The sequence below is a fragment of the Enterobacter sp. GD03975 genome (assembly GCF_029838645.1).
Taxonomy (GTDB): Bacteria; Pseudomonadota; Gammaproteobacteria; order Enterobacterales; family Enterobacteriaceae; genus Enterobacter; species Enterobacter quasihormaechei.
In genome coordinates this window covers 1-26041 of sequence record NZ_JAOBZC010000022.1, presented here as the reverse complement: position 1 = coordinate 26041, position 26041 = coordinate 1, and the positions used below count along the sequence as shown (strand labels likewise).

Below are 26041 nucleotides of genomic sequence, written 5' to 3'. Positions count from 1 at the left end.
GGGCTAATTAATTATCCCTGAAATAAAAAGGACGCTTCGGCGTCCTTTTTTATTTTTTGACCCTTTCCCTGTCACAAACTTTCGCATTTTTTAACCGCACCCGGCCCGTATCCTGGCGTATGTGCTATTGTAATCATAACCATTCTCACTTACACTTTGCGCATATTTTGAACGGGAGTCTTTATGTACGTTTGTTTATGTAATGGTGTAAGCGACAAAAAAATTCGTCAGGCCGTTCGCCAGTTTCAGCCACAATCATTCCAGCAGCTTCGCAAGTTTGTTCCGGTGGGAAATCAATGCGGTAAATGCGTTCGCGCAGCGCGTGAGATCATGCAGGACGAACTGATGCAGATCCCGGAATTCAAAGAGATCGCGTAAGCCTCTATCTTTTTTTTGACATCCCCGTAGCCCGTTCTACGCTTCAATGAGTGGAAGCGGAGGGACTATATAATGAAAGGTGATGTTAAAATCATAAGTTATCTCAATAAATTATTGGGAAATGAGCTTGTCGCAATCAATCAGTATTTTCTCCATGCAAGAATGTTCAAGAACTGGGGACTGACTCGCCTCAACGATGTGGAATACCATGAGTCCATTGATGAAATGAAACACGCCGATAAATACATTGAGCGTATTTTATTCCTTGAAGGCATCCCTAACCTACAGGATCTGGGAAAACTGGGCATCGGCGAGGATGTCGAAGAGATGCTGCGTTCCGATCTCCGGCTGGAGCTGGAGGGCGCAAAAGACCTGCGTGAAGCCATTGCCTATGCGGATAGCGTACATGACTACGTCAGCCGCGATATGATGATCCAGATCCTGGCCGATGAAGAAGGGCATATCGACTGGCTGGAAACCGAACTGGATCTCATCAGCAAAATTGGCCTACAGAACTATCTCCAGTCTCAGATCAAAGTGGAAAGTTAATCAGGCTTTCCCAGCCAACGCATAAACCCGCTGCCGCCAGAAATGGCCCAAAAGGCAGTGGGTTTTTTAATGCCCCTTTATCTGGGGTGATTAACGAGAAACCCGTCAGGTATAGCAGCGCCATCAATGCGGCCACTAACGCCAGCATTGGCAGCACACACCAGCCGTGCCATGCCCCCAGCGCGGCCAGATATTTTACATCGCCATACCCCATCCCTTCACGTTGGCAGACAAGCCGATAGCCCCAATAGATGGCGGCGAATCCAACATAGCCTGTCATCGCACCCACCACCGCGCTCGGTAAAAAATCAGGATGGAGACAAAGCTGGTAAAGCAGGCCCGTCCAGAGCAGCGGGCAGAGCAAGCGGTCGGGAAGGAGTCCATCGCGAATATCTGCGCGTATCAGCAAGGCCGACAGAGAAAAATAGATCAGCAGAAAGGGGAGGGTCATTAACATGGTACAGGCCTCAAAAGGATTTGAGCGCATATTCTTTCTAATTCCTGTGCCCGGCAATGTGCAAAATCCGCAGTTGCGTAGCCGCTTCAGGAAAAGCGGTGAGACAAGAGCTATTGCAGAAAAGGTTGCGTGGCCACACGCACACTATGCCTTTAGCGCTTAATTTCTAAACGGCACTTGCGTCTTGCCCAGATTTACGTATAATGCGCGGGCTTGTCGTAATTGACGGCGGGTTCAATCTGAACCAGAGTAGCTCACTTTGTTACTCAACAATGCTCCCAATTGGGGAGCTACGTAAGAACGGTTACACTCTCCCATCAATCGTAATGGGTTTGAGGAGTAATCATTTTCGTTTATAAAATAATTGGAGCTCTGGTCTCATGCAGAACCAAAGAATCCGTATCCGCCTTAAAGCGTTTGATCATCGTCTGATCGATCAATCAACCGCGGAAATCGTCGAGACTGCTAAGCGCACTGGTGCGCAAGTCCGTGGTCCGATCCCGCTGCCGACCCGCAAAGAGCGCTTTACCGTTCTGATCTCTCCGCACGTTAACAAAGATGCGCGTGATCAGTACGAAATCCGCACTCACAAGCGTCTGGTTGACATCGTTGAGCCAACTGAGAAAACCGTTGATGCTCTGATGCGTCTGGATCTGGCTGCCGGTGTAGACGTGCAGATCAGCCTGGGTTAATCAGGTCATCGAGCGATTGAGAGGTTGAAACAATGATTGGTTTAGTCGGTAAAAAAGTGGGTATGACCCGCATCTTCACTGAAGATGGCGTTTCTATCCCAGTAACCGTAATCGAAGTTGAAGCAAACCGCGTTACTCAGGTTAAAGATCTGGCTAACGATGGCTACCGCGCTATTCAGGTTACCACTGGTGCTAAAAAAGCTAACCGTGTAACCAAACCAGAAGCGGGTCACTTCGCTAAAGCTGGCGTTGAAGCTGGCCGTGGTCTGTGGGAATTCCGTCTTGCTGAAGGCGAAGAGTTCACCGTAGGTCAGGACATTAGCGTTGAGCTGTTTGCTGACGTTAAAAAAGTTGACGTAACCGGTACCTCTAAAGGTAAAGGTTTTGCTGGTACCGTTAAGCGCTGGAACTTCCGTACCCAGGACGCTACCCACGGTAACTCCTTGTCTCACCGCGTTCCGGGTTCTATCGGTCAGAACCAGACTCCGGGCAAAGTGTTCAAAGGCAAGAAAATGGCAGGTCAGCTGGGTAACGAACGTGTAACCGTTCAGAGCCTGGACGTAGTACGTGTTGACGCTGAGCGCAACCTGCTGCTGGTTAAAGGTGCGGTCCCGGGTGCAACCGGTAGCGACCTGATCGTTAAACCAGCTGTGAAGGCGTAAGGGGATAGCAATGGAATTAGTATTGAAAGACGCGCAGAGCGCGCTGACTGTTTCCGAAACTACCTTCGGTCGTGATTTCAACGAAGCGCTGGTTCACCAGGTTGTTGTTGCTTATGCAGCTGGTGCTCGTCAGGGTACTCGTGCTCAGAAGACTCGTGCTGAAGTAACTGGTTCTGGCAAAAAGCCATGGCGCCAGAAAGGTACCGGCCGTGCGCGTTCAGGTTCTATCAAGAGCCCGATCTGGCGTTCAGGTGGCGTGACCTTCGCTGCGCGTCCACAGGACCACAGTCAAAAAGTTAACAAAAAGATGTACCGCGGCGCGCTGAAAAGCATTCTGTCCGAACTGGTACGTCAGGATCGTCTGATCGTTGTCGAGAAGTTCTCTGTTGAAGCGCCTAAAACTAAGCTGCTGGCACAGAAACTGAAAGACATGGCTCTGGAAGATGTGCTGATCATCACCGGTGAGCTGGACGAGAACCTGTTCCTGGCCGCGCGTAACCTGCACAAGGTTGACGTACGCGACGCGACTGGTATCGACCCGGTTAGCCTGATCGCCTTCGACAAAGTCGTAATGACTGCTGATGCTGTTAAGCAAGTTGAGGAGATGCTGGCATGATTCGTGAAGAACGTCTGCTGAAGGTGCTGCGCGCACCGCACGTTTCTGAAAAAGCGTCTACTGCGATGGAAAAAACAAACACCATCGTTCTCAAAGTTGCTAAAGACGCGACCAAAGCAGAAATCAAAGCTGCTGTGCAGAAACTGTTTGAAGTCGAAGTCGAAGTCGTTAACACCCTGGTAGTTAAAGGGAAAGTTAAACGTCACGGACAGCGTATCGGTCGTCGTAGCGACTGGAAAAAAGCTTACGTCACCCTGAAAGAAGGCCAGAACCTGGACTTCGTTGGCGGCGCTGAGTAAGTCGGAGGAGTAATACAATGGCAGTTGTTAAATGTAAACCGACATCTCCGGGTCGTCGCCACGTAGTTAAAGTGGTTAACCCTGAGCTGCACAAGGGCAAACCTTTTGCTCCGTTGCTGGAAAAAAACAGCAAATCCGGTGGTCGTAACAACAATGGCCGTATCACCACTCGTCACATCGGTGGTGGCCACAAGCAGGCTTATCGTATTGTTGACTTCAAACGCAACAAAGACGGTATCCCAGCAGTTGTTGAGCGTCTTGAGTACGATCCGAACCGTTCCGCGAACATCGCGCTGGTTCTGTACAAAGATGGCGAACGCCGTTACATCCTGGCCCCTAAAGGCCTGAAAGCTGGCGACCAGATTCAGTCTGGCGTTGATGCTGCAATCAAAGCAGGCAACACCCTGCCGATGCGCAATATCCCGGTTGGTTCTACCGTTCATAACGTAGAAATGAAACCAGGTAAAGGCGGTCAGCTGGCGCGTTCCGCGGGTACTTACGTTCAGATCGTTGCGCGTGACGGTGCTTATGTCACCCTGCGTCTGCGTTCTGGTGAAATGCGTAAAGTCGAAGCAGACTGCCGCGCTACTCTGGGCGAAGTTGGCAATGCTGAGCATATGCTGCGCGTTCTGGGTAAAGCTGGTGCTGCACGCTGGCGTGGTGTTCGTCCTACCGTTCGCGGTACTGCGATGAACCCAGTCGATCACCCACATGGTGGTGGTGAAGGTCGTAACTTTGGTAAGCACCCGGTAACTCCGTGGGGCGTTCAGACCAAAGGTAAGAAGACCCGCAGCAACAAGCGTACTGATAAATTTATCGTACGTCGCCGTAGCAAATAATTTTAGAGGATAAGCCATGCCACGTTCTCTCAAGAAAGGTCCTTTTATTGACCTGCACTTGCTGAAGAAGGTAGAGAAAGCGGTGGAAAGCGGAGACAAGAAGCCCCTGCGCACTTGGTCCCGTCGTTCAACGATCTTTCCTAACATGATCGGTTTGACCATCGCTGTCCATAATGGTCGTCAGCACGTTCCAGTCTTTGTTACCGACGAAATGGTTGGTCACAAACTGGGTGAATTCGCACCGACTCGTACTTATCGCGGCCACGCTGCTGATAAAAAAGCGAAGAAGAAATAAGGTAGGAGGAAGAGATGGAAACTTTAGCTCAACATCGCCATGCTCGTTCTTCTGCACAGAAGGTTCGCCTTGTTGCTGACCTGATTCGCGGTAAGAAAGTGTCGCAGGCCCTGGACATCCTGACCTATACCAACAAGAAAGCTGCGGTATTGGTCAAGAAAGTACTGGAATCTGCCATTGCTAACGCTGAACACAACGATGGCGCTGACATCGACGATCTGAAAGTCGCGAAAATTTTCGTAGATGAAGGCCCAAGCATGAAGCGCATTATGCCGCGTGCGAAAGGTCGTGCAGATCGCATCCTGAAGCGCACCAGCCACATTACTGTGGTTGTGTCCGATCGCTGAGACTCTGGAGACTAGCAATGGGTCAGAAAGTACATCCTAATGGTATTCGCCTGGGTATTGTAAAACCATGGAACTCTACCTGGTTTGCGAACACCAAAGAATTCGCTGACAACCTGGACAGCGATTTTAAAGTACGTCAGTACCTGACTAAGGAACTGGCTAAAGCGTCTGTATCTCGTATCGTTATCGAGCGTCCAGCTAAGAGCATCCGTGTGACTATTCACACTGCTCGCCCTGGCATCGTTATCGGTAAGAAAGGCGAAGACGTAGAAAAACTGCGCAAGGTCGTAGCGGATATCGCTGGCGTTCCTGCACAGATCAATATCGCTGAAGTTCGTAAGCCTGAACTGGACGCTAAATTGGTTGCTGACAGCATCACTTCTCAGCTGGAACGTCGCGTTATGTTCCGTCGTGCTATGAAGCGTGCTGTACAGAACGCAATGCGTCTGGGCGCTAAAGGTATCAAAGTTGAAGTTAGCGGCCGTCTGGGCGGCGCGGAAATCGCACGTACCGAATGGTACCGCGAAGGTCGCGTACCGCTGCACACTCTGCGTGCTGACATCGACTACAACACCTCTGAAGCGCACACCACTTACGGTGTAATCGGCGTTAAGGTATGGATCTTCAAAGGTGAGATCCTGGGTGGTATGGCTGCTGTTGAACAACCGGAAAAACCGGCTGCTCAACCTAAAAAGCAGCAGCGTAAAGGCCGTAAATAAGGAGCGTCGCTGATGTTACAACCAAAGCGTACAAAATTCCGTAAAGTGCACAAAGGCCGCAACCGTGGTCTGGCGCAGGGTACGGATGTTAGCTTCGGCACTTTCGGTCTGAAAGCTGTTGGCCGTGGTCGTCTGACTGCACGTCAGATCGAAGCAGCACGTCGTGCAATGACCCGTGCAGTTAAGCGTCAAGGTAAGATCTGGATCCGTGTATTCCCGGACAAACCGATCACCGAGAAGCCACTGGAAGTTCGTATGGGTAAAGGTAAAGGTAACGTGGAGTACTGGGTTGCCTTGATCCAACCGGGCAAAGTCCTTTATGAAATGGACGGTGTTCCGGAAGAGCTGGCCCGTGAAGCCTTCGGCCTGGCAGCAGCGAAACTGCCTATCAAAACCACCTTTGTAACTAAGACGGTGATGTAATGAAAGCAAAAGAGCTGCGTGAAAAAAGCGTTGAAGAGCTGAACGCTGAGCTGCTGAACCTGCTGCGTGAGCAGTTCAACCTGCGTATGCAGGCTGCAAGTGGCCAGCTGCAACAGACTCACCTGCTGAAGCAAGTGCGTCGCAATGTTGCGCGCGTTAAGACTTTACTGACTCAGAAGGCGGGTGCGTAATGACCGATAAAATCCGTACTCTGCAAGGTCGTGTTGTTAGCGATAAAATGGAGAAATCCATTGTTGTAGCTATCGAACGTTTTGTGAAACATCCGATCTACGGTAAATTCATCAAGCGTACGACCAAACTGCACGTACATGACGAGAACAACGAATGTGGTATCGGCGACAAGGTTGAAATCCGTGAATGCCGTCCACTGTCCAAGACTAAGTCCTGGACGCTGGTTCGCGTTGTAGAGAAAGCGGTTCTGTAATAGAGTACGCATTCTCAATACGAATAAACGGCTCAGCGATGAGCCGTTTATTTTTTCTACCCATATTGCAGAAGCGGTGTTATAATGCCGCGCCCTCGATATGGGGCTTTTTAACGGCTCTGATTTTAGAGTCTCAGGTAGTAGTTGACATTAGCGGAGCACTAAAATGATCCAAGAACAGACTATGCTGAACGTCGCCGACAACTCCGGTGCACGTCGCGTAATGTGTATCAAGGTTCTGGGTGGCTCGCACCGTCGCTACGCAGGCGTAGGCGACATCATCAAGATCACCATCAAGGAAGCAATTCCACGTGGTAAGGTCAAAAAAGGTGATGTGCTGAAGGCGGTAGTGGTGCGCACCAAGAAGGGTGTTCGTCGCCCTGACGGTTCTGTCATTCGCTTCGATGGTAATGCATGCGTTATTTTAAACAATAACAGCGAGCAGCCTATCGGCACGCGTATCTTTGGGCCGGTAACTCGTGAACTTCGTACTGAGAAGTTCATGAAAATTATCTCTCTGGCACCAGAAGTACTCTAAGGAGCGAATCATGGCAGCGAAAATCCGTCGTGATGACGAAGTTATCGTGTTAACCGGTAAAGATAAAGGTAAACGCGGTAAAGTAAAAAATGTTCTGTCTTCCGGCAAACTTGTCGTTGAAGGTATCAACCTGGTTAAGAAACATCAGAAGCCGGTTCCGGCCCTGAACCAACCAGGCGGCATCGTTGAAAAAGAAGCTGCTATTCAGGTTTCTAACGTTGCAATCTTCAATGCGGCTACCGGTAAGGCTGACCGTGTAGGCTTTAGATTCGAAGACGGCAAAAAAGTCCGTTTCTTCAAGTCTAACAGCGAAACTATCAAGTAATTTGGAGTAGTACGATGGCGAAACTGCATGATTACTACAAAGACGAAGTAGTTAACAAACTCATGACTGAGTTTAGCTACAATTCTGTCATGCAAGTCCCTCGGGTCGAGAAGATCACCCTGAACATGGGTGTTGGTGAAGCGATCGCTGACAAGAAACTGCTGGATAACGCAGCAGCTGACCTGACAGCAATCTCCGGTCAAAAACCGCTGATCACCAAAGCACGCAAATCTGTTGCAGGCTTCAAAATCCGTCAGGGCTATCCGATCGGCTGTAAAGTAACTCTGCGTGGCGAACGCATGTGGGAGTTCCTTGAGCGCCTGATCACTATTGCTGTTCCACGTATCCGTGACTTCCGTGGCTTGTCCGCTAAGTCTTTCGACGGTCGTGGTAACTACAGCATGGGTGTCCGTGAGCAGATCATCTTCCCAGAAATCGACTACGATAAAGTCGACCGCGTGCGTGGTTTGGATATTACCATTACCACTACTGCGAAATCTGACGAAGAAGGCCGTGCTCTGCTGGCTGCCTTTGACTTCCCGTTCCGCAAGTAAGGTAGGGTTACTGAATGGCTAAGCAATCAATGAAAGCACGCGAAGTAAAGCGCGTAGCTTTAGCTGATAAATTCTTCGCTAAACGCGCTGAACTGAAAGCGATCATTTCTGATGTGAACGCTTCCGACGAAGATCGTTGGAATGCGGTTCTCAAGCTGCAGTCTCTGCCGCGTGATTCCAGCCCGTCTCGTCAGCGTAACCGCTGTCGTCAAACAGGTCGTCCACATGGTTATGTGGGCAAGTTTGGGTTGAGCCGTATCAAACTGCGTGAAGCCGCCATGCGCGGTGAAGTACCAGGCTTGAAAAAGGCTAGCTGGTAATTACCAATTGAATCACGGGAGTAAAGACAGATGAGCATGCAAGATCCGATCGCGGATATGCTGACCCGTATCCGTAACGGTCAGGCCGCGAACAAAGTTGCGGTCACCATGCCTTCCGCCAAGCTGAAAGTGGCAATTGCCAACGTGCTGAAGGAAGAAGGTTTTATCGAAGATTTTAAAGTTGAAGGCGACACCAAGCCGGAACTGGAACTTACTCTCAAGTATTTCCAGGGTAAAGCTGTTGTAGAAAGCATTCAGCGTGTCAGCCGCCCAGGCCTGCGCATCTATAAGAAAAAAGATGAGCTGCCAAAAGTAATGGCTGGTCTTGGTATCGCAGTTGTTTCTACCTCTAAAGGTGTTATGACTGATCGTGCAGCGCGCCAGGCTGGTCTTGGTGGCGAAATTATCTGCTACGTAGCCTAATCGGAGGAAAGAATGTCTCGTGTTGCTAAAGCACCGGTCGTTATTCCTGCCGGCGTTGATGTAAAAATCGACGGTCAGGTTATTACGATCAAAGGTAAAAACGGCGAGCTGACTCGTACCCTCAACAAAGCTGTTGAAGTTAAACATGCAGATAACGCTCTGACCTTCGGTCCACGTGATGGTTTCGTGGATGGATGGGCTCAGGCTGGTACCGCGCGTGCCCTGCTGAACTCAATGGTTGTTGGTGTTACCGAAGGCTTCACTAAAAAGCTTCAGCTGGTTGGTGTAGGTTATCGTGCAGCTATCAAAGGGAATGCAGTAGGCCTGTCTCTGGGCTTCTCACACCCTGTTGAGCATCCGCTGCCGGCCGGTATCACTGCAGAATGTCCGACTCAGACTGAAATCGTGCTGAAAGGCGCTGATAAACAGCTGATCGGTCAGGTTGCAGCAGATCTGCGCGCCTACCGTCGTCCTGAGCCTTATAAAGGCAAGGGTGTTCGTTACGCCGACGAAGTCGTGCGTACCAAAGAGGCTAAGAAGAAGTAAGGTAACACTATGGATAAGAAATCTGCTCGTATCCGTCGTGCGACCCGCGCACGCCGCAAGCTCAAAGAGCTGGGTGCAACTCGCCTGGTGGTACATCGTACCCCGCGTCATATTTACGCACAGGTAATTGCACCGAACGGTTCTGAAGTTCTGGTAGCTGCTTCTACTGTAGAAAAAGCTATCTCAGAACAATTGAAGTATACCGGTAACAAAGACGCCGCTGCAGCTGTAGGTAAAGCTGTTGCAGAACGCGCTCTGGAAAAAGGCATCAGCAATGTTTCCTTTGACCGTTCCGGGTTCCAATATCATGGTCGTGTCCAGGCACTGGCAGATGCTGCCCGTGAAGCTGGCCTTCAGTTCTAAGGTAGAGGTGTAAGATGGCTCACATCGAAAAACAGGCTGGCGAACTGCAGGAAAAGCTGATCGCGGTAAACCGCGTATCTAAAACCGTTAAAGGTGGTCGTATTTTCTCCTTCACAGCTCTGACTGTAGTTGGTGATGGTAACGGTCGCGTTGGTTTTGGTTACGGTAAAGCGCGTGAAGTTCCAGCAGCGATCCAGAAAGCGATGGAAAAAGCCCGTCGCAATATGATTAACGTCGCGCTGAACAACGGTACCCTGCAACACCCAGTTAAAGGTGTTCACACGGGTTCTCGTGTATTCATGCAGCCAGCTTCCGAAGGTACCGGTATCATCGCCGGTGGTGCAATGCGCGCCGTTCTGGAAGTTGCTGGAGTTCATAACGTTCTGGCTAAAGCATATGGTTCCACCAACCCGATCAACGTGGTTCGTGCAACTATTGATGGCCTGGAAAATATGAATTCTCCAGAAATGGTCGCTGCCAAGCGTGGTAAATCCGTTGAAGAAATTCTGGGGTAATTGACCATGGCAAAGACTATTAAAATCACTCAAACCCGCAGTGCAATCGGTCGTCTGCCGAAACACAAGGCAACGCTGCTTGGCCTGGGTCTGCGTCGTATTGGTCATACCGTTGAGCGCGAGGATACTCCTGCTGTTCGTGGTATGGTCAACGCGGTTTACTTCATGGTTAAAGTTGAGGAGTAAGAGATGCGTTTAAATACTCTGTCTCCGGCCGAAGGCTCTAAAAAGGCGGGTAAACGCCTGGGTCGTGGTATCGGTTCTGGCCTCGGCAAAACCGGTGGTCGTGGTCACAAAGGTCAGAACTCTCGTTCTGGCGGTGGCGTACGTCGCGGTTTCGAGGGTGGCCAGATGCCACTGTACCGTCGTCTGCCGAAGTTCGGCTTCACCTCTCGCAAAGCAGCGATCACAGCGGAAATCCGTCTGTCTGACCTGGCGAAAGTTGAAGGCGGCGTTGTAGACCTGAACACGCTGAAAGCGGCTAACATTATCGGTATCCAGATCGAGTTCGCGAAAGTGATCCTGGCTGGTGAAGTTTCTACTCCGGTAACTGTTCGTGGCCTGCGTGTTACTAAAGGTGCTCGTGCTGCTATCGAAGCTGCTGGCGGTAAAATTGAGGAATAAGTAGCAGATGGCTAAGCAACCGGGATTAGATTTTCAAAGTGCCAAAGGTGGATTTGGCGAGCTGAAACGCAGACTGCTGTTTGTAATCGGCGCGCTGATTGTGTTCCGTATTGGCTCTTTTATTCCGATCCCTGGTATTGATGCCGCTGTACTTGCCAAACTGCTTGAGCAACAGCGAGGCACCATCATTGAAATGTTCAACATGTTCTCTGGTGGTGCTCTCAGCCGTGCTTCTATCTTCGCACTGGGTATTATGCCGTACATTTCGGCATCGATTATTATCCAACTGCTGACGGTCGTTCATCCGGCCCTGGCAGAGCTGAAGAAAGAAGGGGAGTCTGGACGTCGTAAGATTAGCCAGTACACCCGTTACGGCACTCTGGTGCTGGCAATATTCCAGTCGATCGGTATTGCTACCGGTCTTCCGAATATGCCTGGTATGCAGGGCTTGGTATTAAACCCAGGCTTTGCATTCTATTTCACCGCTGTTGTTAGTCTGGTCACAGGGACCATGTTCCTGATGTGGCTCGGCGAACAGATTACTGAACGAGGTATCGGTAACGGTATCTCAATCATTATCTTCGCCGGTATCGTTGCGGGTCTCCCGCCGGCCATCGCCCATACTATCGAGCAAGCGCGTCAAGGCGACCTGCACTTCCTCCTGTTGCTGTTGGTTGCAGTATTAGTATTTGCAGTGACGTTCTTTGTTGTCTTCGTTGAACGTGGTCAACGCCGCATTGTGGTGAACTACGCTAAGCGTCAACAGGGTCGTCGTGTCTATGCTGCACAGAGCACACATTTACCGCTGAAAGTGAATATGGCGGGGGTTATCCCGGCTATCTTTGCTTCCAGTATTATTCTGTTCCCGGCAACCATCGCGTCATGGTTCGGGGGCGGTACTGGTTGGAACTGGCTGACAACAATTTCGCTGTATTTGCAGCCTGGGCAACCACTTTATGTGTTACTCTATGCGTCTGCGATCATCTTCTTCTGTTTCTTCTACACGGCGTTGGTCTTCAACCCGCGTGAAACAGCAGATAACCTGAAGAAGTCCGGTGCATTTGTACCAGGAATTCGTCCGGGAGAGCAAACGGCGAAGTATATCGATAAAGTAATGACTCGCCTGACTTTGGTTGGTGCGCTTTATATTACTTTTATCTGCCTGATCCCGGAGTTCATGCGTGATGCAATGAAAGTACCGTTCTACTTCGGTGGGACCTCACTGCTTATCGTTGTTGTCGTGATTATGGACTTTATGGCTCAAGTGCAAACTCTGATGATGTCCAGTCAGTATGAGTCTGCATTGAAGAAGGCGAACCTGAAAGGCTACGGCCGCTAACTGGTCGCCTGAGAAGTTACGGAGAGTAAAAATGAAAGTTCGTGCTTCCGTCAAGAAATTATGCCGTAACTGCAAAATCGTTAAGCGTGATGGTGTCATCCGTGTGATTTGCAGTGCCGAGCCGAAGCATAAACAGCGCCAAGGCTGATTATTTCGCATATTTTTCTTGCAAAGTTGGGTTGAGCTGGCTAGATTAGCCAGCCAATCTTTTGTATGTCTGTACGTTTCCATTTGAGTATCCTGAAAACGGGCTTTTCAGCATGGTGCGTACATATTAAATAGTAGGAGTGCATAGTGGCCCGTATAGCAGGCATTAACATTCCTGATCAGAAACATGCTGTGATCGCATTAACTTCGATCTACGGCGTCGGCAAGACCCGTTCTAAAGCCATTCTGGCTGCAGCGGGTATCGCTGAAGATGTTAAGATCAGTGAGCTGTCTGAAGAACAAATCGACACGCTGCGTGACGAAGTTGCCAAATTTGTCGTTGAAGGTGATCTGCGCCGTGAAATCAGCATGAGCATCAAGCGCCTGATGGATCTTGGTTGCTATCGCGGTTTGCGTCATCGTCGTGGTCTGCCAGTGCGCGGTCAGCGTACTAAGACCAACGCACGTACCCGTAAGGGTCCGCGCAAACCGATCAAGAAATAATCGGGGTGATTGAATAATGGCAAAGGCACCAGTTCGTGCACGTAAACGTGTAAGAAAACAAGTCTCTGACGGCGTGGCTCATATCCATGCTTCTTTCAACAACACCATCGTTACTATTACTGATCGTCAGGGTAACGCATTGGGTTGGGCAACAGCCGGTGGTTCCGGTTTCCGTGGTTCTCGCAAATCCACTCCGTTCGCAGCTCAGGTTGCAGCAGAGCGTTGCGCTGAAGCCGTAAAAGAATACGGCATCAAGAATCTGGAAGTTATGGTTAAAGGTCCGGGTCCGGGTCGTGAATCTACTGTTCGCGCTCTGAACGCCGCTGGTTTCCGCATCACGAATATTACTGATGTGACTCCGATCCCTCATAACGGTTGTCGTCCGCCGAAAAAACGTCGCGTATAACGCTCGTTTTTTAGGTTAGTTGGAGATAGAAAATGGCAAGATATTTGGGTCCTAAGCTCAAGCTGAGCCGTCGTGAGGGCACCGACTTATTCCTTAAGTCTGGCGTTCGCGCGATCGATACCAAGTGTAAAATTGAACAAGCTCCTGGCCAGCACGGTGCGCGTAAACCGCGTCTGTCTGACTATGGTGTGCAGTTGCGTGAAAAGCAAAAAGTTCGCCGTATCTACGGTGTGCTGGAGCGTCAGTTCCGTAACTACTATAAAGAAGCAGCACGTCTGAAAGGCAACACAGGTGAAAACCTGCTGGCTCTGCTGGAAGGTCGTCTGGACAACGTTGTATACCGTATGGGCTTCGGCGCGACTCGTGCTGAATCACGCCAGCTGGTTAGCCATAAAGCAATCATGGTAAACGGTCGTGTTGTTAACATCGCTTCTTATCAGGTTAAAGCGAATGACGTTGTTAGCATTCGTGAGAAAGCGAAAAAGCAATCTCGCGTGAAAGCCGCTCTGGAGCTGGCTGAGCAGCGTGAAAAGCCAACCTGGCTGGAAGTTGATGCTGGCAAGATGGAAGGTACGTTCAAGCGTCAGCCAGAACGTTCTGATCTGTCTGCGGACATTAACGAACACCTGATCGTCGAGCTTTACTCCAAGTAAAGCTTAGTACCAAAGAGAGGACACAATGCAGGGTTCTGTGACAGAGTTTCTAAAACCGCGCCTGGTAGATATCGAGCAAGTGAGTTCGACGCACGCCAAGGTGACCCTTGAGCCTTTAGAGCGTGGCTTTGGCCATACTCTGGGTAACGCACTGCGCCGTATTCTGCTCTCATCGATGCCGGGTTGCGCGGTGACCGAGGTTGAGATTGATGGTGTACTTCATGAGTACAGCACCAAAGAAGGCGTTCAGGAAGATATCCTTGAAATCCTGCTCAACCTGAAAGGGCTGGCGGTGAGAGTTCAGGGTAAAGATGAAGTTATTCTTACTCTGAATAAATCTGGCATTGGCCCTGTGACTGCAGCCGACATCACCCACGACGGTGATGTTGAAATCGTCAAGCCGCAGCACGTGATCTGCCACCTGACCGATGAGAACGCAGCGATTAGCATGCGTATCAAAGTTCAGCGCGGTCGTGGTTATGTGCCGGCTTCTGCCCGAATTCATTCGGAAGAAGATGAGCGCCCAATCGGCCGTCTGCTGGTCGACGCGTGCTACAGCCCTGTAGAGCGTATTGCCTACAATGTTGAAGCAGCGCGTGTAGAACAGCGTACCGACCTGGACAAGCTGGTCATCGAAATGGAAACCAATGGCACAATCGATCCTGAAGAGGCGATTCGTCGTGCGGCAACCATCCTGGCAGAACAACTGGAAGCTTTCGTTGACTTACGTGATGTACGTCAGCCGGAAGTGAAAGAAGAGAAACCAGAATTCGATCCGATCCTGCTGCGCCCTGTTGACGATCTGGAATTGACTGTCCGCTCTGCTAACTGCCTCAAGGCAGAAGCTATCCACTATATCGGTGATCTGGTACAGCGTACCGAGGTTGAGTTGCTGAAAACGCCGAACCTGGGTAAAAAATCTCTTACCGAGATTAAAGACGTGCTGGCTTCACGTGGTCTGTCTCTGGGCATGCGCCTGGAAAACTGGCCACCGGCAAGCATTGCTGACGAGTAACCGGATCACAGGTTAAGGTTTTACTGAGAAGGATAAGGTCATGCGCCATCGTAAGAGTGGTCGTCAACTGAACCGCAACAGCAGCCATCGCCAGGCTATGTTCCGCAACATGGCAGGTTCACTGGTTCGTCATGAAATCATCAAGACGACCCTGCCTAAAGCGAAAGAGCTGCGTCGCGTAGTTGAGCCGCTGATTACTCTTGCCAAGACTGACAGCGTTGCTAATCGTCGTCTGGCATTCGCCCGTACTCGTGATAACGAGATCGTGGCAAAACTGTTTAACGAACTGGGCCCGCGTTTCGCGAGCCGTGCCGGTGGTTACACTCGCATTCTGAAGTGTGGCTTCCGTGCAGGCGACAACGCGCCGATGGCTTACATCGAGCTGGTTGATCGTTCAGAGAAAGCAGAAGCTGCTGCAGAGTAATCTGTAGTAACGTAAAAAAACCCGCCTCGGCGGGTTTTTTTATATCCACAGAATCACCACTTATCTACAATGTCTGTATCTTTTCTGCTCATCCCCTGGAGTTCATTATGTGGTTGCTCGATCAGTGGGCTGAATGCCATATTTCCGATGCCCAAAACAAAGGCGAGTTCGACAATCTTCCCGGTAGCGGTGAACCGCTGATGCTGGATGATGATTCACATGTTCCAACCGACTTACGCGCCGGCTATCGCTTACTGAAAAATGCAGGCTGTTTACCTCCTGAACTTCAGCAACGCAATGAAGCCGTCGAGCTTGCCGATCTGCTTAAAGGCATTCATAAGGACGACCCCCGGTACTCCGAAATCAGTCGTCGTTTAGCGCTTATTGAGCTAAAGCTTCGCCAGACGGGAATGAACACCGACTTTTTGCATGGCGAATACAGTGAAAGGTTAAGGCAAAAAATAAACGAGGAGTAGCCATGTACCGCATAGGAGAACTTGCGAAACTTGCTAACGTAACGCCGGATACTATCCGCTATTACGAAAAGCAGCAGATGATCGATCATGAGGTCAGAACGGAAGGCGGATTTCGCCTTTATACGGATAACGACCTGCAACGCCTGCGTTTTATCCGCTATGCACGGCAGCTCGGCTTCACGCTGGAGTCGATCCGTGAACTGCTGTCGATCCGTATCGATCCTGAACATCACACGTGTCAGGAATCGAAAAGCATCGTGAAGGCAAGGCTGGATGAAGTTGAAGCACGAATTCAGGAGCTGCAAGCCATGCAGCGGTCTCTGCAAAGGCTGAACGACGCGTGCTGCGGTACTGCTCACAGCAGCGTTTATTGCTCAATTCTGGAAGCACTTGAGCAGGGGGCAAGTAGTGAAACTCAGGGTTGTTGATTTTTTATCAGGCAGGGTCTAGACTCCAGCCGACATTAACTATGCTCAGGAGAAATGATGAGCCGCTATCAGCATACTAAGGGACAAATTAAGGATAACGCCATTGAGGCATTGCTTCACGACCCGCTTTTCAGACAGCGTGTTGAGAAGAACAAAAAAGGGAAAGGCAGTTATTTGCGTAAAGGTAAACATGCACAACGGGGTAACTGGGAGGCCAGTGGCAAGCAAGCGAATCGCTTTTTTACCACTGGCCTTTCTGTTTTTCTCGCCTGATTAAACGCGATTATTCTGTTCTTTTAACAGATCGCGAATTTCAGTCAGCAAGACTTCTTCTTTAGTGGGTGCTGGCGGGGCAGCAGCCGGTTCTTCTTTTTTACGGTTAAGTCTGTTGATAAGTTTGATGGCCATGAAAATGGCAAATGCCACAATCACGAAATCAAAAACGTTCTGAATGAATACGCCATAGTGCATTACAACCGCAGGGATATCGCCCTGGGCTTCCCGCAGGGTGAAGGCGAATTGTTTGAAATCAATGCCTCCAATCAACAGCCCTAACGGCGGCATAATAATGTCGGCGACTAACGATGAAACGATCTTACCGAACGCCGCACCAATAATGACACCCACAGCCAAATCCACCACATTCCCGCGCATCGCAAATTCGCGAAATTCTTTAATAAAACTCATTATGTTCTCCTTGTGCCAGCTGACGCCTATAAGTTTAACAAATGATTAGCTAATTGCCATTGGGGATAAATAATCGTTATGCAAAATAAAAGGCATGGAAATTAAAAGGTTAATATTCGGGTGCTCTTGAAGGAGCACCCGGATCCTTACAGGAAGAATGGACTTGGCTGGAATAAACGCTCGACGTCGGTAATAAACTTTTTATCGGTTAGGAACATAATAACGTGGTCCCCCTGCTCGATACGTAAATTATCATTGGCGATCATGACATCGTTACCTCGCACTACGGCGCCGATAATGGTGCCAGGTGGAAGTTTAATTTCGTCGATCGCACGACCCACAACGCGCGACGTCGTTTCATCCCCGTGCGCAACGGCTTCAATGGCTTCAGCAACACCACGACGAAGGGACGAAACGCCGACGATATCCGCTTTACGCACGTGGCTTAACAGGGCAGAAATGGTGGCTTGCTGAGGTGAAATAGCAATATCAATCACGCTTCCCTGTACCAGATCGACATAAGCCTTACGCTGAATAAGCACCATCACTTTTTTGGCTCCCATACGCTTGGCGAGCATGGCGGACATAATATTCGCTTCGTCGTCGTTGGTGACGGCAATAAAAAGATCGACCTGATCGATATGCTCTTCGGCCAGCAATTCCTGATCCGAAGCATCGCCATAAAACACGATGGTATTCTGGAGTTTTTCAGCCAGCTCCGACGCGCGCTGCTGATCTCGTTCGATCAGCTTCACGCTATAGTCTTTTTCCAGTCGTCTCGCCAGGCCTGCGCCAATATTTCCGCCGCCGACCAGCATAATACGTTTATACGGTTTTTCGAGACGCTGTAGCTCACTCATCACCGCGCGGATATGCTGAGACGCCGCAATAAAGAAGACTTCATCTCCGGCTTCGACAATGGTGGAACCTTGCGGACGGATAGGCCTGTCGTGACGGAAAATAGCCGCAACACGCGTATCGATATGGGGCATATGCTCGCGCATTGTCGACAGAGCATTACCAATCAGCGGGCCGCCGTAATAGGCCTTCACGACCGCCAGGCTTACTTTTCCTTCAGCAAAGTTCACAACCTGCAACGCGCCCGGATACTCAATCAGACGATAAATACTGTCGATAACCAGCTGTTCTGGCGCAATAAGATGGTCGATGGGTACCGCTTCGGAATTAAACAGCTTCTCCGCATCCCGGACATAGTCCGGGGAACGAATGCGGGCGATGCGGTTCGGGGTGTTGAAAAGCGAGTAGGCCACCTGACAAGCAACCATGTTGGTTTCATCAGAACTGGTTACTGCAACCAGCATGTCGGCATCGTCCGCGCCCGCTTCACGGAGTACACGTGGATGAGAGCCGTGCCCCTGAACAACGCGGAGGTCAAACTTGTCCTGCAAAACGCGCAGACGATCGCCATTGGTATCCACAATGGTGATATCGTTGTTTTCACCCACGAGGTTTTCCGCCAGCGTTCCGCCAACTTGCCCTGCGCCCAGAATGATAATTTTCATCGTTCGTGACCTGTTCTCAACATCACTCTTTGATTAGCTTAGCGTAAAAGAAGCCATCACCCTCTTCTGCGCCAGGCAGGTTTTGCAGACCCGGTTGCTCAGGGGTACCTGTAGCGTGCAGCGCGGCGTCCGGGGTGCGTTTCAGGAAAGCCGCAATTTGCTGACTGTTCTCTTCCGGCAGAACGGAACAGGTTGCATACACCAGGGTTCCGCCGGGTTTGAGGTGCGGCCAGATGGCATCCAGAATATCGGATTGCAGCTGGGCAAGCTCCTTGATATCACGATCGCGACGCAGCCATTTGATATCGGGATGACGACGAATAACGCCGGTTGCAGAGCAGGGGGCGTCGAGCAAAATGCGATCGAACCGGGTATCGCCACACCAGTCTGCGGGTTTGCGTCCATCGCCTTGCTTAACCTGTGCTTTCATACCCAGACGTTTGAGGTTGTCGTAGACGCGTGACAGGCGCTGCTCGTCAACATCTACGGCCATCACGCTGGCCTGCGGCGCCACTTCCAGAATGTGCGTTGTTTTACCCCCTGGTGCTGCACAGAGATCGAGGATGTGCTCCCCGTCCTTCGGTTCAAGCCAGGTCATGCAGCCCTGAGCGGATGCATCCTGTACCGTTACCCAGCCTTCGTCAAAGCCGGGTAATGCGTGTACCGGAGCAGGGGAGGCTAAACGAACCGCATCAGGATAAGCAGCGTGAGTGAAGCCACTCATCCCGGCGTCTTCCAGCAGGGCCAGCCATGCGTCGCGCGTGTGATGGTTACGATTGACGCGTAACCACATCGGTGGACGTTGATTATTGGCATCAGCGATCTCTTGCCATTGCTGTGGGTAGGCTTTTTTAAGGCGATTCAGCAGCCATTCAGGGTGCAGGAAGCGCGCTTCGCTTTGCGCAAATTCTGCCAGCAGTTCGTCCTGCTGACGCTGAAACTGACGCAGCACGCCGTTGATCAGTCCTTTCAACTGAGGACGTTTAATCGCAACGGCACCCTCCACTGTCTCAGCCAGCGCAGCATGAGGAGGAATGCGAGTATGAAGAAGCTGATAGAAACCGACCATGATTAAATAATGCACGGTGCGCTGCTTGCCGCTCATCGGGCGTGACATCAGCTTGTTGATTAACCATTCAAGCTGAGAAAGGGTGCGCAGAACGCCAAAGCAAAGCTCCTGGAGCAGGGCTTTGTCTTTATCGGAAACCTTTTGTTGCAGTGGAGGCAGAACATTACTCAGTGACTGGCCCTGCTCGATAACCTGCTCAACGGCCTGAGCCGCCATGGTGCGTAGATTTTGTCTTTTCATAACCGTAAAAATAAAAATGCCCGGACACACCGGGCTTTAAGAGTAAATGCGTTCAGGCAAGGCGATTGCCAGGAATGAACCATTCACGACGGGAATTTAACAGGTCCTGCGCGCTCATCGCCTTTTTACCGGCCGGTTGCAGCGATTCAAGATTCAGGATCCCTTCTCTGGTCGCAACCTGAATACCGTTTTTACTGGCGTCGATAATCGTACCGGGCTCTGCCGAGGTATTGCCGTTAATAACGGAAGCTTTCCAGACTTTCACTGGCTGCTCATCAATCATTAACCAGCTCATCGGCCACGGATTAAAGGCGCGGATGCAGCGTTCGAGTTGAGCTGCTGACAGGGACCAGTCGATCCGGGCTTCTTCTTTACTCAGCTTTTCAGCATAGGTCACCTGCGCCTCATCCTGAACGTCAGGTTTCGCCGTATTGTCAGCAAGCTGTTGCAACGTCTCAATCAGTCCCTGTGGGCCGAGATCCGCCAGCTTGTCATACAGCGTGGCGCTGGTATCTTCTGCGGTAATGGGGCACGCCAGTTTATACAGCATGTCGCCAGTGTCTAAACCTACGTCCATCTTCATGATTGTAACGCCTGTTTCAGCATCGCCTGCCCACAGAGCGCGCTGAATTGGGGCCGCGCCACGCCAGCGTGGGAGCAAGGAACCATGGACGTTAATACAGCCCAGACGGGGCATATCGAGAACCGCTTTCGGCAGAATGAGGCCATAAGCCACAACCACCATCACGTCGGCATTCAGGTCTGCCACTAACTGCTGGTTTTCCTGAGGTCGTAATGACGCTGGCTGGAATACCGGTAAACCATGCGTTTCTGCCAGTACTTTAACCGGGCCAGGCATCAGTTTTTTACCGCGGCCAGCCGGACGGTCCGGCTGAGTGAATACGCCAACGATCTGATGACCAGACGATAACAGCGCGTCGAGATGACGCGCTGCAAAATCAGGGGTACCCGCGAAGATTATACGTAGTGATGTAGACACGTTATTCCTTGTATCCGGGGGCGTTATGCGCGAGAACGCAAACGATCCAGTTTCTCTACTTTCTGACGAATACGCTGTTGTTTCAGTGGTGAGAGGTAATCGATAAACAGTTTACCGACCAGGTGATCCATCTCATGCTGAATGCAAATCGCCAGCAGATCGTCGGCTTCCAGTTCAAACGGATTGCCGTCACGATCCAGTGCGCGAATTTTAACTTTTTCGGCACGAGGCACCAAAGCGCGCTGTTCAGGGATGGACAGACAGCCTTCCTCAATACCTGTTTCGCCGCTTTTTTCAAGCAGTTCAGGGTTGATCAGCACCAGGCGCTCATCGCGATTTTCAGAAACGTCGATCACGATAATACGCTTGTGAATGTCTACCTGGGTCGCCGCCAGGCCAATGCCTTCTTCAGCGTACATGGTATCGAACATATCATCGACGATACGCTGAATTTCTGCATTCACTTCTTTAACCGGTTCCGCGACGATGCGAAGGCGCTCGTCAGGAATATGTAACACTTGCAAAACTGCCATAAATTTCCAGAGTCGTGTTCAGGAGTTGAAAAGAATATTACTTCTATTCTAGACAAATCCCCGGTCGATTGACAGCATCAGTGACCAATCGCAAAGATTGCTGAGGCTGCTTATGGCAGGGAAAAGGATGACGTCCACAGAGATATGGTTACGGCTTATAAACATCGGATCGTTATACGGTGATGCGATGCTGGAAACCGCGCAGCGGTTGCTTCGCAAGGCTATCGTTGATGCTGACGCTGTCAAAGAGGCAGGGCTTTCGGCCAAACATGTCGCAAAGTTTTTTTCATTCAGTGAGAGTGAACTTGAACGTAGCCTGGAATGGCTGGAGCATGCAGGCAACCATCTTCTCACGGCTGACGATCCTCGCTTCCCGCCATTGTTGCGTTTGATCCCTGATTTTCCCGGGGCGCTATTTGTGCGAGGCCGCGTTGACGTGCTTAACAGCATGCAGCTTGCGGTTGTGGGCAGCCGTGCGCCCTCATGGTATGGCGTGCGGTGGGGAAAAATTCTCAGTGAACAGCTCTCTCAATGTGGCTTTACGATCACCAGTGGCCTGGCTTGCGGCATCGACGGTGTCGCACATCATGCGGCGTTGACAGCAAAAGGGCGAAGTGTCGCCGTGCTTGGCAATGGTCTTTTTAGTCTCTACCCGCGTCGTCATCACGTTCTGGCTGAGCAACTTATCGCTTCAGAGGGGGCGATAGTGTCTGAGTTTTCACTCTCAACATCGCCCAGGCCGGGTAACTTTCCACGGCGTAACCGGATCATCAGCGGGTTAAGCCAGGGCGTGCTGGTGGTCGAAGCTGCGATTCGAAGTGGATCGCTGGTGACCGCCAGGTGCGCGCTGGAGCAGGGGCGTGAAGTTTTTGCGCTGCCCGGCCCGTTGGGGAACCCCGGCTGCGAAGGCCCTCACTGGCTGATAAAACAGGGGGCAACGCTGGTGACCTGTAAAGAGGATATCCTGGAAAATTTGCAGTATGGATTGCATTGGTTGCAGGATAATCGCCAAAAGCGACATATTTCATCGGATCAGGAGGCCGTAGCATTGCCATTTCCCAAGCTCCTGGCTAACGTAGGAGATGAGGTAACACCTGTTGACGTTGTCGCTGAACGTGCCGGCCAACCTGTGCCAGTAACGGTAGCACAGCTACTCGAACTGGAGTTAGCAGGGTGGATCGCAGCTGTACCCGGCGGCTATGTCCGAATAAGGAGGGCATGCCATGTTCGACGTACTGATGTATTTGTTTGAGACTTACATCCACAACGAAGCAGAAATGCAGGTGGATCAGGACAAATTAACACGGGATCTGACCGACGCAGGTTTTGAGCGGGAAGATATCTATAATGCGTTGATGTGGCTGGATAAGTTGGCTGATTATCAGGACGGCCTCGCCGAACCGATGCAGCTTGCTTCTGACCCATTGTCTGTGCGCATCTATACAGCTGAAGAGTGTGAAAGGCTGGATGCCAGCTGCCGGGGATTCATCTTATTCCTCGAGCAGATTCAGGTGCTAAACCTCGAAACGAGAGAGATGGTGATAGAGCGCGTCATGGCGCTGGATACTGCTGAGTTTGAACTGGAAGATCTGAAATGGGTGATCCTGATGGTTCTGTTCAACATTCCGGGCTGTGAAAACGCCTATCAGCAAATGGAAGAATTACTCTTTGAAGTGAATGAAGGTATGCTGCATTAATTCTACGTGCAGCAACAAGAGTTGTTATGGCCAAATCAGCACTCTTTACGGTGCATAAAAACGAGCCCTGCCCACAGTGCGGGGCTGAACTTGTTATTCGGTCCGGGAAACACGGTCCGTTTCTCGGTTGTTCACACTATCCGGAATGTGATTATGTCCGTCCCCTGAAAAGCCAGGCGGACGGACATATTGTAAAAATTCTGGAGGGGCAGCTTTGCCCTCTCTGTGGCGGTGAACTGGCGCTGCGGCAGGGGCGTTTCGGAATGTTTATCGGATGCAGCCGCTACCCGGAATGTGAGCATACGGAACAAATTGATAAGCCAGATGAAACGGCAATTGCCTGCCCTCAGTGCCAGCGTGGTCAACTGGTGCAGCGCCGCTCTCGTTATGGCAAGACCTTCCATTCATGCGATCGCTATCCTGAATGCCAGTTCGTTATCAATTTCAAACCAGTAGCGGGCGTCTGCTCTCATTGCGATTATCCGTTACTTATAGAGAAGAAAACCGCGCAAGGCATGAAGCGCTTTTGCGCCAGTAAACAATGTGGAAAGCCGGTTTCGGCGGATCAAATCAGTGAATAATAACCTGCCATCAGGCTCCATCGCTCAGGCGGTGGAAACCCTGAAAAAAGAAGAAGTCATCGCCTATCCAACAGAAGCCGTTTTTGGGGTCGGGTGCGATCCTGACAGCGAGGTTGCCGTTAGCCGGCTGCTGGCGCTTAAACAGCGGCCTGTCGAAAAAGGATTGATTCTGATCGCTGCGAGTTACGAGCAGCTTAAACCCTATATTGATGATTCCATGCTGACACCTGCACAGCGGGAAACCATTTTTTCTGCGTGGCCTGGTCCCGTGACGTTTGTTTTTCCTGCACAGCCGACAACGCCGCGCTGGTTAACCGGGCGTTTCGATTCACTTGCGGTACGTGTCACCGACCATCCGCTGGTGGTGGAGCTATGCCAGGCATTTGGTAAACCTTTGGTTTCTACCAGCGCCAACCTGACCGGGCTTCCGCCTTGTCGGACAACCGAAGAAGTTCTGGCGCAATTCGGGAATGATTTCCCGGTAGCCGTCGGTGAAACCGGTGGTCGTCTTAACCCGTCAGAAATTCGCGATGCCTTGACCGGCGAACGTTTTCGCCAGGGATAATGTGATGGAAACCTACGCTGTATTTGGTAACCCGATCGCGCACAGCAAGTCGCCTCTGATCCATCAGCTGTTTGCGGATCAATTGCAGATAGATCATCCGTATGGTCGGGTCCTTGCGCCTGTTGATGCATTTATACCGACGCTGAATGGCTTTTTTGATGCGGGTGGTAAAGGTGCGAATGTGACGGTGCCTTTTAAAGAAGAGGCTTTCGGGCGTGCGGATGAGCTGACCGAGCGTGCGTCGCTCGCCGGTGCCGTTAATACGCTAAAGCGGCTCGAAGATGGCCGCCTTCTGGGCGATAACACCGACGGCATTGGTTTGCTCAGCGATCTGGAGCGACTGTCGTTTATTAAACCAGGCTTTCGGATCCTGCTGATCGGTGCGGGTGGCGCCTCGCGCGGCGTATTGCTTCCTCTCCTTTCTCTGGATTGTGCGGTGACGATTACCAACCGGACTTTCTCCAGAGCAGAAGAGCTGGCGGCGTTGTTCGCACATACTGGCAGCGTCACTGCGCTGGCGCTTGATGAGCTCGCGGGTCACGAATTTGACCTTGTGATTAATGCCACCTCCAGCGGTATTAATGGAGAGATCCCTGCAATTCCCGCGTCCCTGATTCATTCCCATATCTATGCCTATGACATGTTTTATCAAAAAGGGAAGACGCCTTTTCTGAACTGGTGCGAACAACAGGGAGCAAAACATATGGCTGATGGTCTGGGCATGCTGGTGGGGCAGGCGGCTCATGCGGTGTTACTCTGGCATGGCGTGTTACCTTCTGTAGAGCCAGTGATTGAAAAACTGAAACAGGAAATGATGGCGTGAATCAGGCGATTCATTTTCCCGACAGAGAAATCTGGGATGAGAACAGGCAAGCGGTTTGCTTCCCGGTACTGGTGCATGGAATGCAGTTAACCTGTGCGATTAAAGGGGAAACGCTGCACCAGCGCTTTGGGGGATCAGATGCGTTAGCGGTCTTTAGCGAAAATCGCTGGGATCTGGAAGAGGAAGCCAGCGATTTGATCCGCGATCAGCAGGAAGACGATCAGGGCTGGGTCTGGTTATCCTGATCCAGATAGTCATTCTTCCATTTAACGTAATTGTTCGCGGAGTATTTCAACCCTTCGATTTCCGCCTCTTTTAAGGGGCGGATCTGTTTAACCGGGCTGCCTAAATAGAGATAGCCACTTTCCAGGCGTTTGTTTTGTGGAACAAGGCTCCCTGCGCCGATCATTACGTCATCTTCTACTATGACGCCATCCAGCAAAATCGATCCCATCCCAACGAGAACCCTGTTACCGATCGTGCAGCCGTGGAGCATCACCTTATGACCGACGGTAACATCTTCCCCAATGATGAGCGGATTGCCTTCAGGGTTGTAAGATGATTTATGCGTCACATGCAGCACGCTGCCGTCCTGAATATTGGTGCGTGCACCGATTGCAACGTAGTTAACATCGCCCCGGATCGCGACGAGTGGCCAGATGCTGACATCATCGGCCATGCGGACATCACCCACAACCACGCTGCTGGCATCGATCATCACGCGATCGCCTTGTTGGGGGTACAGATCTTTATAAGGGCGTAATACTGCAAACATATCTACCTCGATATAAATGAGCGCTATAAAGAAGACTTTGATCGTAATCGGGGATCGAGGCAAGGCAAAATGCGTCAATTTTTAAGCGGATCGGGTGGGTTTTCAGCGAAAAGCACGGAAAATCAGCAGTTGGAAAAAAAGATCTAAAAAATACTTGTGCTAAAAACTGGGATCCCTATAATGCGCCTCCATCGACACGGCGGATGTGAATCACTTCACAGACAACG

Annotated in this window: 46 protein-coding genes; 39 read left to right on the top strand and 7 right to left on the bottom strand. The window is 50.9% G+C overall.

Annotated features, from left to right (window positions below; all coding sequences use genetic code 11):
- The first annotated feature begins 183 nt into the window (after window positions 1–183).
- Window positions 184–378, top strand: coding sequence for a bacterioferritin-associated ferredoxin (gene bfd, locus N5C09_RS21260; protein WP_003863268.1), 195 nt, complete (start codon window positions 184–186; stop codon window positions 376–378).
- Between the two features lie 72 nt (window positions 379–450).
- Entirely contained in the window at window positions 451–927 is a 477-nt protein-coding gene (bfr, locus tag N5C09_RS21255) for a bacterioferritin (protein WP_003863270.1), read from the top strand.
- On the opposite strand, the gene N5C09_RS21250 is transcribed toward bfr, so the two are convergent.
- Complete coding sequence (locus tag N5C09_RS21250; RefSeq protein WP_279749817.1) at window positions 911–1384, bottom strand: A24 family peptidase; 474 nt, start codon at window positions 1382–1384, stop codon at window positions 911–913. The two genes, bfr and N5C09_RS21250, sit on opposite strands and share 17 nt — an antisense overlap.
- A gap of 380 nt (window positions 1385–1764) precedes the next feature.
- Between N5C09_RS21250 and rpsJ the strand changes: the two genes are divergently transcribed.
- The 31 genes from rpsJ (at window position 1765) to N5C09_RS21095 (ending at window position 16594) form a co-directional block, all read left to right on the top strand.
- A complete protein-coding gene (gene rpsJ / locus N5C09_RS21245) occupies window positions 1765–2076 on the top strand; it encodes a 30S ribosomal protein S10 (RefSeq protein ID WP_001181005.1) in 312 nt (103 codons plus the stop codon).
- A gap of 32 nt (window positions 2077–2108) precedes the next feature.
- On the top strand, window positions 2109–2738 hold the full coding sequence (gene rplC / locus N5C09_RS21240) for a 50S ribosomal protein L3 (protein WP_003863274.1): 630 nt from the start codon (window positions 2109–2111) through the stop codon (window positions 2736–2738).
- Between the two features lie 10 nt (window positions 2739–2748).
- Window positions 2749–3354 carry a 50S ribosomal protein L4 gene (gene rplD / locus N5C09_RS21235; protein WP_000424395.1) on the top strand — a complete coding sequence of 202 codons (606 nt, stop codon included), beginning with the start codon at window positions 2749–2751 and terminating at the stop codon, window positions 3352–3354.
- Window positions 3351–3653 carry a 50S ribosomal protein L23 gene (gene rplW / locus N5C09_RS21230; protein WP_000617546.1) on the top strand — a complete coding sequence of 101 codons (303 nt, stop codon included), beginning with the start codon at window positions 3351–3353 and terminating at the stop codon, window positions 3651–3653. The genes rplD and rplW overlap by 4 nt, the downstream gene beginning before the upstream one ends.
- A 17-nt stretch (window positions 3654–3670) precedes the next feature.
- Window positions 3671–4492 (top strand): 50S ribosomal protein L2, encoded by an 822-nt coding sequence (gene rplB, locus N5C09_RS21225; RefSeq protein WP_000301859.1) that lies wholly within the window; start codon window positions 3671–3673, stop codon window positions 4490–4492.
- Window positions 4493–4508: 16 nt separating this feature from the next.
- Window positions 4509–4787 (top strand): 30S ribosomal protein S19, encoded by a 279-nt coding sequence (gene rpsS, locus N5C09_RS21220; protein ID WP_001138117.1) that lies wholly within the window; start codon window positions 4509–4511, stop codon window positions 4785–4787.
- Window positions 4788–4801: 14 nt separating this feature from the next.
- The gene (rplV, locus tag N5C09_RS21215) at window positions 4802–5134 is read left to right on the top strand and encodes a 50S ribosomal protein L22 (RefSeq protein ID WP_002919773.1); all 333 of its coding nucleotides are present in this window, start codon (window positions 4802–4804) and stop codon (window positions 5132–5134) included.
- A 17-nt stretch (window positions 5135–5151) separates the two neighbouring features.
- Window positions 5152–5853 (top strand): 30S ribosomal protein S3, encoded by a 702-nt coding sequence (gene rpsC / locus N5C09_RS21210; protein ID WP_000529945.1) that lies wholly within the window; start codon window positions 5152–5154, stop codon window positions 5851–5853.
- 12 nt (window positions 5854–5865) lie between these two features.
- Window positions 5866–6276 carry a 50S ribosomal protein L16 gene (rplP, locus tag N5C09_RS21205; protein ID WP_002919759.1) on the top strand — a complete coding sequence of 137 codons (411 nt, stop codon included), beginning with the start codon at window positions 5866–5868 and terminating at the stop codon, window positions 6274–6276.
- Window positions 6276–6467, top strand: coding sequence for a 50S ribosomal protein L29 (gene rpmC, locus N5C09_RS21200; protein ID WP_003863282.1), 192 nt, complete (start codon window positions 6276–6278; stop codon window positions 6465–6467). Before rplP ends, rpmC begins: the two co-directional genes overlap by 1 nt.
- Window positions 6467–6721, top strand: a complete 255-nt coding sequence (gene rpsQ / locus N5C09_RS21195) for a 30S ribosomal protein S17 (protein WP_002438707.1) — start codon at window positions 6467–6469, stop codon at window positions 6719–6721. Before rpmC ends, rpsQ begins: the two co-directional genes overlap by 1 nt.
- A gap of 166 nt (window positions 6722–6887) precedes the next feature.
- A complete protein-coding gene (gene rplN / locus N5C09_RS21190) occupies window positions 6888–7259 on the top strand; it encodes a 50S ribosomal protein L14 (RefSeq protein ID WP_002919748.1) in 372 nt (123 codons plus the stop codon).
- 10 nt (window positions 7260–7269) lie between these two features.
- Window positions 7270–7584: a 50S ribosomal protein L24 gene (rplX, locus tag N5C09_RS21185; RefSeq protein ID WP_003863287.1), complete on the top strand. Its 315-nt coding sequence runs from the start codon at window positions 7270–7272 to the stop codon at window positions 7582–7584.
- Between the two features lie 14 nt (window positions 7585–7598).
- The gene (gene rplE / locus N5C09_RS21180; protein WP_022649589.1) at window positions 7599–8138 is read left to right on the top strand and encodes a 50S ribosomal protein L5; all 540 of its coding nucleotides are present in this window, start codon (window positions 7599–7601) and stop codon (window positions 8136–8138) included.
- Between the two features lie 14 nt (window positions 8139–8152).
- Window positions 8153–8458, top strand: a complete 306-nt coding sequence (rpsN, locus tag N5C09_RS21175) for a 30S ribosomal protein S14 (protein ID WP_003863291.1) — start codon at window positions 8153–8155, stop codon at window positions 8456–8458.
- A gap of 30 nt (window positions 8459–8488) precedes the next feature.
- Window positions 8489–8881, top strand: coding sequence for a 30S ribosomal protein S8 (rpsH, locus tag N5C09_RS21170; protein ID WP_006178918.1), 393 nt, complete (start codon window positions 8489–8491; stop codon window positions 8879–8881).
- 12 nt (window positions 8882–8893) lie between these two features.
- Complete coding sequence (gene rplF, locus N5C09_RS21165; protein WP_003863296.1) at window positions 8894–9427, top strand: 50S ribosomal protein L6; 534 nt, start codon at window positions 8894–8896, stop codon at window positions 9425–9427.
- A gap of 9 nt (window positions 9428–9436) precedes the next feature.
- Window positions 9437–9790 (top strand): 50S ribosomal protein L18, encoded by a 354-nt coding sequence (rplR, locus tag N5C09_RS21160; RefSeq protein ID WP_003863297.1) that lies wholly within the window; start codon window positions 9437–9439, stop codon window positions 9788–9790.
- Between the two features lie 14 nt (window positions 9791–9804).
- Window positions 9805–10305 (top strand): 30S ribosomal protein S5, encoded by a 501-nt coding sequence (gene rpsE, locus N5C09_RS21155; RefSeq protein ID WP_003863299.1) that lies wholly within the window; start codon window positions 9805–9807, stop codon window positions 10303–10305.
- Between the two features lie 6 nt (window positions 10306–10311).
- The gene (gene rpmD / locus N5C09_RS21150; RefSeq protein ID WP_003863301.1) at window positions 10312–10491 is read left to right on the top strand and encodes a 50S ribosomal protein L30; all 180 of its coding nucleotides are present in this window, start codon (window positions 10312–10314) and stop codon (window positions 10489–10491) included.
- A gap of 3 nt (window positions 10492–10494) precedes the next feature.
- Window positions 10495–10929 (top strand): 50S ribosomal protein L15, encoded by a 435-nt coding sequence (gene rplO / locus N5C09_RS21145; protein ID WP_003863304.1) that lies wholly within the window; start codon window positions 10495–10497, stop codon window positions 10927–10929.
- Between the two features lie 7 nt (window positions 10930–10936).
- Window positions 10937–12268, top strand: a complete 1332-nt coding sequence (gene secY / locus N5C09_RS21140; protein ID WP_003863305.1) for a preprotein translocase subunit SecY — start codon at window positions 10937–10939, stop codon at window positions 12266–12268.
- Window positions 12269–12299: 31 nt separating this feature from the next.
- Complete coding sequence (gene rpmJ, locus N5C09_RS21135; RefSeq protein ID WP_000868187.1) at window positions 12300–12416, top strand: 50S ribosomal protein L36; 117 nt, start codon at window positions 12300–12302, stop codon at window positions 12414–12416.
- Window positions 12417–12562: 146 nt separating this feature from the next.
- Window positions 12563–12919, top strand: coding sequence for a 30S ribosomal protein S13 (gene rpsM / locus N5C09_RS21130; RefSeq protein WP_003863308.1), 357 nt, complete (start codon window positions 12563–12565; stop codon window positions 12917–12919).
- Window positions 12920–12935: 16 nt separating this feature from the next.
- Window positions 12936–13325, top strand: a complete 390-nt coding sequence (gene rpsK, locus N5C09_RS21125; protein WP_003863312.1) for a 30S ribosomal protein S11 — start codon at window positions 12936–12938, stop codon at window positions 13323–13325.
- 32 nt (window positions 13326–13357) lie between these two features.
- The gene (gene rpsD / locus N5C09_RS21120; RefSeq protein WP_003863314.1) at window positions 13358–13978 is read left to right on the top strand and encodes a 30S ribosomal protein S4; all 621 of its coding nucleotides are present in this window, start codon (window positions 13358–13360) and stop codon (window positions 13976–13978) included.
- A 25-nt stretch (window positions 13979–14003) separates the two neighbouring features.
- On the top strand, window positions 14004–14993 hold the full coding sequence (rpoA, locus tag N5C09_RS21115; RefSeq protein ID WP_002919219.1) for a DNA-directed RNA polymerase subunit alpha: 990 nt from the start codon (window positions 14004–14006) through the stop codon (window positions 14991–14993).
- A gap of 40 nt (window positions 14994–15033) precedes the next feature.
- On the top strand, window positions 15034–15417 hold the full coding sequence (gene rplQ, locus N5C09_RS21110; protein WP_001216368.1) for a 50S ribosomal protein L17: 384 nt from the start codon (window positions 15034–15036) through the stop codon (window positions 15415–15417).
- Window positions 15418–15524: 107 nt separating this feature from the next.
- On the top strand, window positions 15525–15893 hold the full coding sequence (locus N5C09_RS21105; protein ID WP_279749816.1) for a DUF1992 domain-containing protein: 369 nt from the start codon (window positions 15525–15527) through the stop codon (window positions 15891–15893).
- Between the two features lie 2 nt (window positions 15894–15895).
- On the top strand, window positions 15896–16321 hold the full coding sequence (gene zntR, locus N5C09_RS21100; RefSeq protein ID WP_107534024.1) for a Zn(2+)-responsive transcriptional regulator: 426 nt from the start codon (window positions 15896–15898) through the stop codon (window positions 16319–16321).
- A 57-nt stretch (window positions 16322–16378) separates the two neighbouring features.
- Window positions 16379–16594 (top strand): alternative ribosome-rescue factor A, encoded by a 216-nt coding sequence (locus tag N5C09_RS21095; protein WP_193038314.1) that lies wholly within the window; start codon window positions 16379–16381, stop codon window positions 16592–16594.
- On the opposite strand, the gene mscL is transcribed toward N5C09_RS21095, so the two are convergent.
- The 5 genes from mscL to def form a co-directional block, all read right to left on the bottom strand.
- Window positions 16595–17008, bottom strand: coding sequence for a large-conductance mechanosensitive channel protein MscL (gene mscL / locus N5C09_RS21090; RefSeq protein WP_003863335.1), 414 nt, complete (start codon window positions 17006–17008; stop codon window positions 16595–16597).
- 146 nt (window positions 17009–17154) lie between these two features.
- A complete protein-coding gene (gene trkA / locus N5C09_RS21085) occupies window positions 17155–18531 on the bottom strand; it encodes a Trk system potassium transporter TrkA (RefSeq protein ID WP_003863337.1) in 1377 nt (458 codons plus the stop codon).
- Window positions 18532–18553: 22 nt separating this feature from the next.
- Window positions 18554–19840: a 16S rRNA (cytosine(967)-C(5))-methyltransferase RsmB gene (gene rsmB, locus N5C09_RS21080; RefSeq protein ID WP_107534022.1), complete on the bottom strand. Its 1287-nt coding sequence runs from the start codon at window positions 19838–19840 to the stop codon at window positions 18554–18556.
- A 52-nt stretch (window positions 19841–19892) separates the two neighbouring features.
- A complete protein-coding gene (gene fmt, locus N5C09_RS21075; protein WP_063450568.1) occupies window positions 19893–20840 on the bottom strand; it encodes a methionyl-tRNA formyltransferase in 948 nt (315 codons plus the stop codon).
- A 23-nt stretch (window positions 20841–20863) separates the two neighbouring features.
- A complete protein-coding gene (gene def / locus N5C09_RS21070) occupies window positions 20864–21373 on the bottom strand; it encodes a peptide deformylase (protein WP_006812188.1) in 510 nt (169 codons plus the stop codon).
- 127 nt (window positions 21374–21500) lie between these two features.
- Here def and dprA point away from each other — a divergent pair, with 127 nt between their 5' ends.
- The 6 genes from dprA to N5C09_RS21040 are packed head-to-tail and all read left to right on the top strand — an operon-like array spanning window position 21501 to window position 25284.
- On the top strand, window positions 21501–22625 hold the full coding sequence (gene dprA, locus N5C09_RS21065; RefSeq protein WP_279749815.1) for a DNA-protecting protein DprA: 1125 nt from the start codon (window positions 21501–21503) through the stop codon (window positions 22623–22625).
- The gene (smg, locus tag N5C09_RS21060) at window positions 22597–23070 is read left to right on the top strand and encodes a DUF494 family protein Smg (RefSeq protein WP_000460665.1); all 474 of its coding nucleotides are present in this window, start codon (window positions 22597–22599) and stop codon (window positions 23068–23070) included. The genes dprA and smg overlap by 29 nt, the downstream gene beginning before the upstream one ends.
- Window positions 23071–23096: 26 nt before the next feature.
- Complete coding sequence (locus tag N5C09_RS21055; protein WP_064910972.1) at window positions 23097–23651, top strand: topoisomerase DNA-binding C4 zinc finger domain-containing protein; 555 nt, start codon at window positions 23097–23099, stop codon at window positions 23649–23651.
- On the top strand, window positions 23644–24216 hold the full coding sequence (gene tsaC / locus N5C09_RS21050; RefSeq protein ID WP_279749814.1) for an L-threonylcarbamoyladenylate synthase type 1 TsaC: 573 nt from the start codon (window positions 23644–23646) through the stop codon (window positions 24214–24216). Before N5C09_RS21055 ends, tsaC begins: the two co-directional genes overlap by 8 nt.
- A 4-nt stretch (window positions 24217–24220) precedes the next feature.
- Window positions 24221–25039, top strand: a complete 819-nt coding sequence (gene aroE / locus N5C09_RS21045) for a shikimate dehydrogenase (protein ID WP_279749812.1) — start codon at window positions 24221–24223, stop codon at window positions 25037–25039.
- Window positions 25036–25284 carry a DUF1488 domain-containing protein gene (locus N5C09_RS21040; protein ID WP_204643864.1) on the top strand — a complete coding sequence of 83 codons (249 nt, stop codon included), beginning with the start codon at window positions 25036–25038 and terminating at the stop codon, window positions 25282–25284. The genes aroE and N5C09_RS21040 overlap by 4 nt, the downstream gene beginning before the upstream one ends.
- Here the strand turns inward: N5C09_RS21040 and N5C09_RS21035 are convergent.
- Window positions 25260–25814: a gamma carbonic anhydrase family protein gene (locus N5C09_RS21035; protein WP_063450574.1), complete on the bottom strand. Its 555-nt coding sequence runs from the start codon at window positions 25812–25814 to the stop codon at window positions 25260–25262. The genes N5C09_RS21040 and N5C09_RS21035 overlap by 25 nt on opposite strands.
- Window positions 25815–26041: the final 227 nt, after the last annotated feature.